Raw genomic sequence first — 12,117 nt, 5'->3', positions numbered from 1 at the left:
ATTGACTGAAAGCAACCATGTAACTGTCGTGGGCGCCGGCCTGGCGGGAAGCGAAGCCGCTTGGCAGATCGCTTCCCAAGGCGTCCCCGTTACATTATACGAAATGCGCCCCGTCAAACGGACGCCGGCGCATCATACGGATAAATTCGCTGAGCTTGTCTGCAGCAACAGCTTGCGGGCTAACGGGCTAGCTAATGCTGTAGGCGTGCTGAAGGAAGAAATGAGACGGCTGGAATCGCTCATTCTGAGCAGTGCCGACAAGCATGCGGTACCAGCAGGGGGAGCACTCGCTGTGGACCGTGAGGGCTTCTCTGGGGCCGTTACGAGTGCCTTGCATGATCACCCGCTGATTGACGTCCGGACAGAAGAACTGACGGAGATTCCTACAGAGGGGATTGTCGTTATCGCTACCGGACCCTTAACCTCGCCTGATCTATCAGAGCAGATCAAACAGCTGATGGGCGAGGAGTATTTCTATTTCTACGATGCGGCTGCGCCGATCGTAGAGAAGGACTCGCTCGATATGAGCAAGGTATATCTCGCCTCCCGATACGACAAGGGAGAAGCAGCTTATCTGAACTGCCCGATGACCGAAGAAGAGTTTGAACGGTTCTACGAGGCATTGGTAGAAGCGGAGACAGCGGCACTCAAGGAATTTGAGAAAGAGATTTATTTTGAAGGCTGCATGCCTATTGAGGTCATTGCAAAGCGCGGCAAGCAAACGCTGCTGTTCGGGCCGATGAAGCCAGTTGGGCTCATAAATCCGCATACAGGCAAGCTGCCTCATGCTGTTGTCCAGCTGCGTCAGGATAACGCGGCAGGTACGCTTTACAATCTGGTCGGCTTTCAGACGCATCTTAAATGGGGCGAACAAAAGCGGGTATTGTCGCTCATTCCTGGCCTGGAGCAGGCGGAGTTTGTACGCTACGGGGTCATGCATCGCAATACTTTTATTAATTCTCCCCGGTTGCTTAAGCCGACTTATCAGTTCAAGAACAGAGAGACGTTGTTTTTTGCCGGACAAATGACAGGAGTAGAAGGCTACGTCGAATCTGCAGCCTCCGGTCTGCTGGCCGGAATCAATGCCGGGCGACTGGCGCGCGGTTTGGACCCGCTGGTGCTGCCGCCGGAGACGGCGTTGGGCAGTATGGCTGAGTATATTACAACGGCAGACTTCAAGCATTTTCAACCGATGAATGCGAATTTCGGACTCTTCCCGCCGCTGGGACAACGGATTCGCAACAAGAAGGAAAAGAACGAGCAAATCGCTAACCGCGCATTGGATGCACTCGCGCAATACAAGGAAGCCAATCTGTAAGGGGGTTAACCGGGTGGAGATGCAATTTCATGCGACCACGATCTGTGCAGTCAGACATGGAGGAAAAGGTGCAATTGCAGGGGACGGACAGGTGACGTTCGGCAACAGCATGGTCATGAAGGGAACAGCGAAGAAAGTGCGTCGTCTCTATCGGGGCCAGGTTGTCGCTGGCTTTGCTGGCTCTGTGGCTGATGCGATTACGCTCTTCGAGAAGTTTGAAGGCAAGCTGGAGGAGCATCATGGCAACCTGCAGCGCGCAGCTGTTGAACTGGCGAAGGAATGGCGCTCTGACCGGGTGCTGCGCAAGCTGGAGGCCATGATGATTGTGATGGACGCGACCGGCATGCTGCTCGTCTCCGGCAACGGTGAAATTATCGAGCCGGACGACGAGGTGCTGGCCATCGGTTCCGGCGGCAGCTTTGCTATGTCTGCTGCACGGGCGCTCAAACGCCACGCGACACAGCTGGAGGCTTCTGAGATGGCTCGCTCTGCGCTTGAAATCGCTGCAGACATCTGTGTGTTTACCAACCGCAATATCATCGTCGAAGAGCTCTAAGAGACGTTCAGACGCGCCAGAGAAGGCGAAGACGTTATGTAGAAGATGGAGGGATCACGAGATGAGCAACGGATCAATGACACCGCGCCAGATCGTCGCGGAATTGGATAAGTATATTGTCGGACAAAAGCAAGCGAAGCGTTCGGTTGCTATCGCCCTTCGCAACCGCTACAGACGGAGTCGTCTGGATGAAGCGATCCGTGATGAGATCGTGCCCAAGAACATTCTCATGATCGGACCGACCGGTGTCGGCAAGACGGAAATTGCCCGTCGTTTAGCCAAGCTGGTGCATGCTCCATTTGTAAAAGTTGAAGCAACCAAGTTCACAGAAGTCGGTTACGTCGGACGTGACGTGGAATCGATGGTTCGCGACTTGGTGGAAACGGCGATTCGCATGGTCAAAGTGGAGAAAACAGAGCAAGTGAAAGACAAAGCGGAGCAGCAAGCGAATGAGCGGCTGGTGGAACTGCTGGTGCCGTCGGCAACCAAATCGAAACCTCAGCGCAATCCATTCGAGATGATTTTTGGCAACCAGCAATCCCAGGAAGCCGAAGAGCCAGCCGAAACCGACACCTCCATTCTGGACCGTCGCAAAAAAGTTAAGGAACGGCTTGCGGCTGGTGAAATGGAGCAGGACATTGTCGAGATTGAGGTAGAGGATAATGCACCGAATATGCTCGATATGCTGGCCGGTCAAGGTAATGAAGGCATGGGCATGAATATGCAGGAAATGTTCGGACAGTTTATGCCCAAACGCATGAAGAAGCGGAAGCTGGCTGTTAAGGATGCTCGAGTCGTATTAACGCAGCAGGAAGCGCAAAAGTTGATCGATATGGATGACGTCATTCAGGAATCGATAACACGGGCGGAGCAATCTGGCATCATCTTCATTGACGAGATTGATAAAATTGCAGCACCTAACCGTGGTTCCGGTCCTGATGTTTCCAGGGAAGGCGTGCAGCGCGATATTTTGCCGATTGTCGAAGGCTCAACCGTGATGACCAAATACGGCCCAATTCGCACCGACTATGTGCTCTTCGTTGCGGCTGGTGCATTCCATGTGGCCAAACCGGCCGATCTGATCCCGGAGCTGCAGGGGCGATTTCCGATTCGCGTCGAGCTTAGCAGTTTGTCCCTAGATGATTTTGTAAGTATTCTGACCGAGCCGAAGAATGCCTTGACCAAGCAGTATACCGCACTTCTGGAGACGGAAGGGATTTCGGTCGAATTCTCAGATGCTGCTATTCGGGAAATTGCTTCGATCGCTGCAGATGTCAACCGGAATACGGAAAATATCGGTGCCCGCCGTTTGCATACCATCCTCGAGAAACTATTGGAGGATCTCTCTTTCGAGGCGCCTGATCTAAATCTCGAAGAGATGGTGATCACGCCGGAATACGTCCGCGACAAGGTGGGCGATATTGCGCAAAACAAAGATTTGAGTCAATATATCCTATAATTAGAGTTCAAAAAGTTCGGTTTTCAGCACCGAGAAGGTTGATGACAGGAAGGAAATGAGGAGCGGAGCGTAGCTGGAAGCTACGTGAGCACCGGAAGTTTCGAATGTCCTCAAGATTCGAAGCCGAAATTGCATCATGAGTCACTTCGTGATCAAAAGCGGACTTTTTGAACAACCTCTTTTACAAGTGTTTTACTTGAAGTGCAAAGATATTGGGAGGCCAAGGCATGACTTTACTTGCAAAAACAAGAACGCTGAACCGGCTGCTGCAGCGAGCGGCCGGTAAGGCGCTTAACTTTAGAGAAATGGCGGAGGTCCTCTGCTCCACGATTCAGGCAGACGTCTTCGTGGTAAGCCGCCGCGGCAAAATTCTCGGCAGCGCTGCAGTAGGGGTATGGGAGCATGAGAAGCTCAGAGCATCGACAGTTGAGCTTCGTTTCCCTGACGAGAGCAATGAGCAGCTGCTGCAGGTACAGGAGACCGTGACGAATGTAACGCCAGACGAGCGGCTCAGTCTATCGATCCCGGATGTACAGATGAAGGGGATGCTGACGATCATTCCGATTCAGGGAGGCGGGGATCGTCTGGCTACAGTTGTCCTGGCTCGTCAGACGGAGGAATTCGACGATGATGATCTCATCTTGGCCGAGTATGGCTCGACCATTATTGGCATGGAAATTTTGCGAGAGCGGGCAGAAGAAGTAGAGCTCGAAGCAAGGAGCCGGGCCGTCGTATCGGTTGCGGTCAATTCGTTATCATTTAGCGAGCTGGAAGCCGTGGAGCATATTTTTGAGGAGCTCGGCAGCCGCGAAGGGCTCTTGGTAGCTTCAAAGGTTGCGGACCGTGTCGGTATCACCCGCTCGGTGATTGTGAATGCGCTTCGCAAGCTTGAAAGCGCTGGTGTTATCGAGAGCCGTTCGCTTGGTATGAAAGGCACGTATATCAAGATTTTGAATGAACAGCTGATCCATGAATTGGACAAAATGAAAATATGAGAGCATCCTCATCCATCTCTCATACAAGATAGCGTTATCAGTAGATGAAAACCCGAATTTTTACAATGGTTTTAGGAAAATAGCCCATGGGGCTTGGCGACACCTAATGATGATTGTTTTGCGATAATCATCATTATTTTTTTAGTCATTATGCAAATTGTCATAAAAAAACAGGTATTTATACCCTTGAACGCCCTATCTGAGAAAAAAGATAGGGCTTTTTTCTCATTGTTATATAATTGGGAATTATGGAATATTATCTATGTGGCAAGGATCGACAAAGATTTCTCATTATTTTAATAAAGATTTGTCGATGAAAGAAGGAAAGAAGTAGAAGTTGTTGAATACTTAAGTTACTGCATTATGAAAAGTAAGGGGGTTCGACATTTGAAAGTGTTGAACGGCGCAGCATTCGACAGATTGCAACAAGCGATCAAGGCGGCCGAGCTCCGGCAGAGCGTCATTTCAAATAATGTTGCCAATGCCGACACACCTTTTTTCAAACGGTCCGAGGTGGTATTCGAGGATTTGCTGGAGCAAGCCATGAATCAACCGCAACATAACGGATTGCCGGTAAGAAGGACCCATGAGAAACATCTCCAACTCGGACAAACCGCTCATACTGTGCAAACACAGGTACTGACGGATAAATCCACGGCCATGAATAACAATGTCAATAATGTTGACATCGATCGGGAAATGTCTTTGCTGGCTAAAAATCAATTGCGCTACAATCTGCTAGTCAGCCAAATGAACCATGATGTCAAAATGATGCGTACCGCAATTGAAGGGAGGGTTTAACGGATGAAGCTGACGAACGGATTTGATGCCAGTAGCTCGGCGCTTACGGCTCAACGTTTTCGGATGGATATCATTTCTTCGAATATCGCCAATGCGGAGACAACCAGAGGACGTTTGGTCAACGGGCAATTCGAACCGTACACCCGGAAGATGGCGGTTATGGAGCCGCTTCAGCCCAAATTCGCGGATGTGCTCGGCAAGGAACTCTCCGGAGCCAACCAATCCGGAGGTGTAAAGGTGACCCGGGTCATGGAAGACCGGACACCGCCCAAACTGGTCTATAATCCCAGCCATCCCGATGCAGATGAGCAAGGATATGTCAAATTACCTAATGTTGATGTGCTAAAAGAAATGGTTGACATGATCTCGGCGACCCGTTCCTATGAAGCGAATGTCACAGCCTTGAACGCGACCAAAGCCATGTTTACTAAGGCGCTTGAAATCGGCAGAGCCTAATACCAGCAGGGAGGAACACATAGATGATAGGCAACCAATTGTTAAATCCGATTCAATCGGGCACCGTACAGCCTCAAATCCTACAATCTAAGGCAACACCGGCTCAGACGACCCAGGACTTTGGTCAGTACCTGAAGCAAGCTATCGATGGCGTTGCCGCACAAGAGAAAGGGGTACATACCGTAACCGATCAGTTCATCATCGGACAGGCCGATGTATCGGACGTCATGGTCGTCGCTAATCAGGCGCATCTCACGTTGCAACTGACTTCCCAAGTACGTAACAAAGTAATCGAAGCGTATCAGGAAATGATGAGGATTCAGTTGTAATCCAGCTTAGCTAATGCAAAGAGAGGTGAAATCGTGAATGAGAGGATCGCCCAATATCGAGAGCGGGTAGCCGGGTATTGGATGAATTTTACTGGGAAACAAAAAATCATGTTGGGCGTTGCCGTCGCGCTTTTGATATTGTCGGTCATTGTGCTCACGTATCTGTTTTCCCGGACTGAATATGAAACGGTCTTTCAGGATCTGGACGCAGCCGACACAGCCGCGATCACGGAATACCTTGAAGGCAACAACATTCTGTATCAGCTCGGCCCTGGCGGCTCCAGCATTCTCGTACCTAGCGCAGTCGCATCCAAGGTGAGAGTGGACATCGGTTCACAAGGGCTTATCCAGAATGGTTCGATCGGCTTTGAGTCGTTTGGCAACAGCTCCTCCACCTTTGGGCGGACAGATAATGAATTTAATGTGATGTATCGGAATGCATTAAATGGCGAGATTCAGCGCTTGCTTAACGGGATGAAGGGTGTACAGAGCTCTCGGGTGCTCGTCAACTTGCCGGAGGATACGGTCTTCATGACACCAGGCGAACCAGAGCGCGCTTCGGCCTCCATCAATATGCAGTTCAAACTGGGTCATACGCCTTCGCAGGCGGAAGTTGACGGATACTTCAATCTCGTCAAGACAGCGGTACGCAATCTCAGTGTGGAAGATATTACGATCACCAGTGAAGAAGGCGAGTTGTTCCCCAGTGAATTATCCGCTGGCAGCGGTCTTGCTACCCAGCCGGTAGATGCTCAATTCCAAATTCAACGTAAATTTGAAGGCGAGTTGAGAAAGACCATTCAGAGCTATCTGGGTCGGATCTACGGTGGCGACCGAGTGAATGTCAGCATCATCAGCAGCCTTAACTTTGATCAGAAGAATTCAACCGAATCGCTGGTTGTGCCACTACCGGACAATAACAACAACGGCATCATTATTTCGCAGGCAGAGACTAACTCTTCCTCCACGGGTAGCAGCGGAAATTCCGGTGGTGTAGTCGGTACAGGAGAAACGGATGTGCCTGGGTATCAAGCCGCAGATGGTTCTGAAACAATGAGCTCGGAGGATTCCTCCCGTACGACCAACTACGAGGTCAGCCGGGTGACGAATCAGATCGTGTCGGCTCCTTATCAGGTGAAAGATTTGTCGATTAGTGTCGGTTTGGCGACGGATACCATTGCCGAAGAGAGTCGTAATGAACTAAATCGTTATTTAACTTCAATTGTAGTTGCTCAGCTTCGGGATTCTGGTCAGAACGTAGACGATATGAATCTGATGGCACAGAAAGTATCGATCTTCGCTCAGCCTTTTGTGAGTCCCGAGGAGGATGCTGGATCTTCAGGCCTGTCTACTGCATGGATGATTGGTCTGGGTGTGTTGGCTCTGGCTCTGGTCGGCGGTGCGGCTTACATGATTGCAGCCCGCAGACGCAACCGCGCCTTGGCAGAAGAGGAAGAAGAACAAGAAGAGTTGCTCGAAGCAGCGCAAGTTGAGTATCCGACGATTGACCTGGAAAATGTGGGCAACGAAAGTCAGGTTCGCAAGCAACTGGAGCAACTGGCCAAACGCAAGCCGGATGAATTCGTCAACCTGCTCCGTACTTGGCTAGTAGACGAATAGAGGTGAGTATAATGGCCAAACAAATGCAAGGCTTGACCGGACGCCAAAAGGCAGCCATTTTGCTAATCACGCTGGGACCGGAAGTCTCTGCCCAGATCTTCAAGCATTTGCGGGAAGACGAGATTGAGCAACTGACCCTCGAGATTGCCAATGTGCGCAAGGTTGACAGCCTCGATAAAGAAACGATATTAGGTGAATTTCATCAAATATGTATGGCGCAGGAATATATCTCCCAAGGCGGTATCGCCTATGCGAAGACGATTCTGGAAAAAGCGCTTGGCGAGCAAAAAGCGCTTGATGTTATTAATCGTCTGACAGCCACCCTGCAGGTAAGGCCGTTTGACTTTGCAAGAAAGGCTGATCCGAGCCAGATTTTGAACTTCATTCAAAATGAGAATTCACAGACGATTGCGCTGGTGCTGTCGTACTTACAATCCGAGCAGTCCTCCGCCATCCTGTCCTCATTGCCTCAGGACAAACAAGCGGATGTGGCACGAAGAATCGCTTTGATGGATAGTACATCGCCTGAAGTGATCTCCCAGGTAGAACGGATTCTGGAACAGAAGCTTTCCGCAACCGTTACTCAAGATTACACCACTGCGGGGGGTATTGAATCAATTGTTCAAATATTAAATGGGGTCGACCGTGGAACGGAGCGCACCATCCTCGATTCACTAGAGATTCAGGATCCCGAGCTGGCGGAAGAAATCAAAAAACGGATGTTCGTTTTCGAGGACATTGTCAATATCGACAATCGCTCGATTCAGCGGATTATTCGCGACATCGAGAATGCCGATTTGCAATTGGCGCTCAAGGTGGCCAGCGAGGAAGTGCGGGATGCCATCTTCCGCAACATGTCGAAGCGGATGTCGGAAACGTTCAAGGAAGAGATGGAGTTTATGGGACCGGTCAGACTGCGTGATGTGGAAGAGGCGCAGACCCGTATCGTAGCTACAATCCGCAGACTTGAGGAATCCGGCGAGATCATTATCGCCCGTGGTGGAGGAGATGATATCATTGTCTAATTTGATTAAATCCACGCATGTCATTCCCTTGGAGGAGCTGAAGCGGCTCCAGTGGGAAGACCGCTACGCAGCACTGTACCAGCCTCCCGTCCAGGAGGCACAGACGGCTGCAGGACCGGATGCGGAGACCCTCTCGCTCCGGGATCAAATTATCAGTGATGCCGAAGACTTCGCAGAAGAGCGAATCCGCCAGAGTGCCGAGACAGCGGAACAACAGCTGGCTGAGGCCCAGGAAACCATCGAGCAGTGGTGGGAGGGGCGGCGCAGCTCAGACGCGCAAGTTATTGAGGAAGCAAGACAATCTGGAGCCGAGCAAGGCTATCAGGAAGGCTACGAGCAAGCCAAGGCTGATATTGAGGCGCAGTGGCAGGGTATCATGGCCGAAGCCAACCAGATGCTCGAGCATGCCTACAAAATGAGAGAATCCATTATCCAAGAGGCGGAGCCATTCGTCGTGGAGCTCAGCTGTGCCATTGCCGAGAAGGTAATCGGTCATCAACTGGAAAATTCTCCTGAGCTGGCTCTGCAACTGATCCGTAAGTCGCTGTCCAGACGGCGGGAGCAGGGCGTAATCACGCTCTGTGTCTCCCCCGGACAACTGGCCTTCGTACAGGCTGCTAGGGAAGAGCTGGCGCTAGTCATCGATTCCCAGGCTGAGCTCAGAATACTGCCAGACGCATCAGTCAAGGACAAAGGCTGCGTAATCCGCTCTTCCTTCGGCAGCATCGATGCGAGGATCGATACTCAGCTGGAAGAAATCAAGCGGGAGCTGTCGCAGCTCGCCCTGCATAGCGAGGAGACGGAGGATGATGATGCGGCAGGCCTTTGATATCTCTAGATACACCGAGCAACTGCGTACGATCGATCCTGTCCGGGTGAATGGCAAGGTAACTCAGGTCATTGGTCTGACGGTGGAATCGGAAGGTCCGGATGCAAGTGTAGGCGATGTTTGCCTTATCTATCCGGCCAAATCCGCCAAGCCTATCAAGGCTGAGGTCGTCGGGTTTCGGGAGAACAAAGTAATTCTGATGCCGCTAGGCGATCTGCAATCGATAGGTCCCGGTTGTGATGTGGTAGGTACAGGCAAGCCGCTGACTGTCCAAGTCGGATCGGAGCTGTTAGGCAAAGTATTGGACGGGCTGGGACAGCCACTGGATGGTTCCATGCTCCCCAAGCGGATGCCGCACTACTCCACCACGAACTTGCCCGGGAACCCGCTGATGCGGCCTCGCGTGCAGGATCCTCTCAGTATCGGTGTCCGGGCAATCGACGGGCTGCTGACAGTCGGGAGGGGGCAGCGGGTCGGAATCTTTGCCGGATCCGGGGTAGGCAAGAGTACGCTGCTGGGCATGATTGCCCGCAATACATCGGCTGATGTCAATGTGATCGCCCTGATCGGCGAACGCGGCCGTGAGGTACTGGAATTCATGGAGAAGGACCTAGGCCCCGAAGGGCTGGCTCGCTCTGTGGTGATTGTCGCCACATCGGATCAGCCAGCACTGATTCGGATGAAGGGAGCGCTGATCGCGACATCCATCGCCGAATACTTTCGGGACCGCGGCTTGAATGTGATGCTGATGATGGACTCCGTTACCCGTTACGCTATGGCGCTCCGAGAGGTCGGTCTTGCGATTGGGGAGCCGCCGGCAACCCGGGGGTATACACCTTCCGTATTCGCAGCGTTGCCGAAGCTGCTGGAACGTGCGGGAACTGGTCCCAGTGGTTCGATTACCGCATTTTATACGGTATTGGTAGACGGCGACGATATGAATGAGCCGATTGCCGATGCGGTACGGGGCATTCTTGACGGTCATATCGTGCTCAGCCGGGCGATAGCGCACAAGGGGCACTACCCGGCGATCGATGTTCTTCAGTCCGTAAGCCGGGTTATGAAGGAGATTGTCACGGAAGACCACCAGGATGCGGCTAACGAGCTGAAGCGGCTGCTGGCGGTCTATCGGGACTCAGAGGATTTGATCAACATTGGAGCTTATCAGTCGGGCTCTAACCGGGAGATTGACAGAGCTATTGAATACATTGACCAAATCAATCAATTTACAAGGCAGAAGACGACCGAAAAAGTCGGGCTGGACGAGACGATCCAGCGGCTAATGACCGATTTTTACAGGAGCTGAGCGTAAATGGCAAAATTTAATTATCCGTATCAGAAAATCGTCGATCTCAAATCAAGTGAAAAGACGCAGGCCGAATGGATTCTGTCTACGGCACTTGGCAAGCTGCAGGATGAAGAAAAAACGCTCGACGAGCTGAGAAGGGAAAAAGCGCAACATCAAGAAGCGATGCTGCATTCCGCCTCGCAAGTCATCTCGCTCTCTGAGCTGAGAATCAGCCAGGATTATATTCGTTTTCTAGACGAATGCATCGAGCGCAAAATTCAAGATGTCCGCAGCGCCCAGCGTGACGTGGAGATCAGCCAGACCAAACTGACTGATAAGATGATGGACGAGAAAGTGTGGCTCAAAGCGAAGGAAAAGTCAGCCTTTCGTTTCAGACAGGAGCTGCTGCTCCGGGAACAGAATGAGCTGGATGAGATGGCTTCGGTACGGTATGTAACGCCGGCCCATTCTTGAGTAGCTGCACCAGCGGACGTTCCGGATTTCCCGAGGAGGGGTTAGAGTGACCGAATTGGAAGCTGAGAAGGGGTACAGCGGATGGGAACGTTTTTTGTTCTTTATTGTCCCTATCCTGTTCACCGTACTGCTGCTTGGCGCATTGGTAATAGTATTCAACGATGATCTGCGTAATAAAGTATTGGCGATGGGAAGCGACATTCCACTTGTCGGATCACTGCTGCCTAGCCCGCCCCAAACGGAGGAGGAAATCGCGGCCGAATCGGAAAAGGCGGAGAAAGAACAAGCGGGGCAAACAGATCGGATCAGTGAGCTGGAGTCTTTGCTTCTCTCCAAAGAGGCGGAACTTACAGAGCTCTCCGCCAGCGCAGCAAGGGCAGAGGAACTGGCAGATAACCTGCAACGCGAAGTGGATCAATTGAAACGTGCGGGTGAAGAGCAGCAGTTGGATGATGAGGCCTACACGAGCAACATTAAAAGTCTGGCTTCGATGTATGCTCAGATGACACCAAGCAAAGCTGCACCGATTCTCCAAAGTATGACGATGGAAGAAACGGTACTGATTCTCGGAGCCATGCGGCCGGAAGATCGGGTGCGGATCATGGAAAAAATGAACCCCCGTGCTGCAGCAGATGCTACAGCCCTGATGAAGGATGCGATCCCCGCGAAGGATCAGCAGATTGCCGCTTTGCAGGCGAGATTGGAACAGCAGTCGACCCAGACAAGTACGCCCACTACCCAGTTGGACGAGGCACAGCTTAGTGCAACGTTTTCCTCGATGGAGCCGGCACGCGCAGCCGAACTGCTGCTGAAGATGGCGGATCTGAGTCCGAGCAAGGTGTTGCGGATTCTGAATGCGGTCAATAGTGGAGCACGTTCCTCTATTGTTGCCGAGATGTCGTCACAGAACAAGGAAATTACTGCGCAGCTGGTCGCCAAGCTGATGCCGGGTTAAGCAACACTCTAG

At 51.8% G+C, this 12,117-nt stretch carries 13 protein-coding genes; all 13 read left to right on the top strand.

Going from position 1 to position 12,117, the window contains the following annotated elements; translation table 11 throughout:
* Window position 1: 1 nt before the first annotated feature.
* The 13 genes from trmFO (at window position 2) to F556_RS0102360 (ending at window position 12,105) form a co-directional block, all read left to right on the top strand.
* On the top strand, window positions 2–1,318 hold the full coding sequence (gene trmFO / locus F556_RS0102425; protein WP_020615297.1) for an FADH(2)-oxidizing methylenetetrahydrofolate--tRNA-(uracil(54)-C(5))-methyltransferase TrmFO: 1,317 nt from the start codon (window positions 2–4) through the stop codon (window positions 1,316–1,318).
* 13 nt (window positions 1,319–1,331) lie between these two features.
* A complete protein-coding gene (gene hslV / locus F556_RS0102420) occupies window positions 1,332–1,874 on the top strand; it encodes an ATP-dependent protease subunit HslV (protein ID WP_020615296.1) in 543 nt (180 codons plus the stop codon).
* 61 nt (window positions 1,875–1,935) lie between these two features.
* Entirely contained in the window at window positions 1,936–3,333 is a 1,398-nt protein-coding gene (gene hslU, locus F556_RS0102415) for an ATP-dependent protease ATPase subunit HslU (protein ID WP_020615295.1), read from the top strand.
* A gap of 227 nt (window positions 3,334–3,560) precedes the next feature.
* Complete coding sequence (codY, locus tag F556_RS0102410; protein ID WP_020615294.1) at window positions 3,561–4,328, top strand: GTP-sensing pleiotropic transcriptional regulator CodY; 768 nt, start codon at window positions 3,561–3,563, stop codon at window positions 4,326–4,328.
* 387 nt (window positions 4,329–4,715) lie between these two features.
* Window positions 4,716–5,129, top strand: coding sequence for a flagellar basal body rod protein FlgB (gene flgB / locus F556_RS0102400; protein WP_020615292.1), 414 nt, complete (start codon window positions 4,716–4,718; stop codon window positions 5,127–5,129).
* Between the two features lie 3 nt (window positions 5,130–5,132).
* Window positions 5,133–5,585, top strand: a complete 453-nt coding sequence (gene flgC / locus F556_RS0102395) for a flagellar basal body rod protein FlgC (protein WP_020615291.1) — start codon at window positions 5,133–5,135, stop codon at window positions 5,583–5,585.
* A 23-nt stretch (window positions 5,586–5,608) separates the two neighbouring features.
* Window positions 5,609–5,914 (top strand): flagellar hook-basal body complex protein FliE, encoded by a 306-nt coding sequence (gene fliE / locus F556_RS0102390; RefSeq protein ID WP_020615290.1) that lies wholly within the window; start codon window positions 5,609–5,611, stop codon window positions 5,912–5,914.
* 33 nt (window positions 5,915–5,947) lie between these two features.
* On the top strand, window positions 5,948–7,534 hold the full coding sequence (fliF, locus tag F556_RS0102385; RefSeq protein WP_026297058.1) for a flagellar basal-body MS-ring/collar protein FliF: 1,587 nt from the start codon (window positions 5,948–5,950) through the stop codon (window positions 7,532–7,534).
* 11 nt (window positions 7,535–7,545) lie between these two features.
* A complete protein-coding gene (gene fliG, locus F556_RS0102380; protein WP_020615288.1) occupies window positions 7,546–8,559 on the top strand; it encodes a flagellar motor switch protein FliG in 1,014 nt (337 codons plus the stop codon).
* Window positions 8,552–9,388, top strand: a complete 837-nt coding sequence (locus tag F556_RS0102375) for a FliH/SctL family protein (RefSeq protein ID WP_020615287.1) — start codon at window positions 8,552–8,554, stop codon at window positions 9,386–9,388. The genes fliG and F556_RS0102375 overlap by 8 nt, the downstream gene beginning before the upstream one ends.
* Entirely contained in the window at window positions 9,366–10,694 is a 1,329-nt protein-coding gene (gene fliI, locus F556_RS0102370) for a flagellar protein export ATPase FliI (RefSeq protein ID WP_020615286.1), read from the top strand. The genes F556_RS0102375 and fliI overlap by 23 nt, the downstream gene beginning before the upstream one ends.
* A 6-nt stretch (window positions 10,695–10,700) precedes the next feature.
* Window positions 10,701–11,150 carry a flagellar export protein FliJ gene (fliJ, locus tag F556_RS0102365; RefSeq protein WP_020615285.1) on the top strand — a complete coding sequence of 150 codons (450 nt, stop codon included), beginning with the start codon at window positions 10,701–10,703 and terminating at the stop codon, window positions 11,148–11,150.
* Window positions 11,151–11,196: 46 nt separating this feature from the next.
* Window positions 11,197–12,105 (top strand): MotE family protein, encoded by a 909-nt coding sequence (locus tag F556_RS0102360; protein ID WP_020615284.1) that lies wholly within the window; start codon window positions 11,197–11,199, stop codon window positions 12,103–12,105.
* The last annotated feature ends 12 nt before the right edge of the window (window positions 12,106–12,117 follow it).

Origin of the sequence: Paenibacillus daejeonensis DSM 15491, assembly GCF_000378385.1 — a bacterium.
GTDB lineage: Bacteria > Bacillota > Bacilli > Paenibacillales > Paenibacillaceae > Paenibacillus_D > Paenibacillus_D daejeonensis.
Note: the sequence above shows the minus strand (reverse complement) of the source record. Positions and strands in the feature narration are given on the sequence as shown.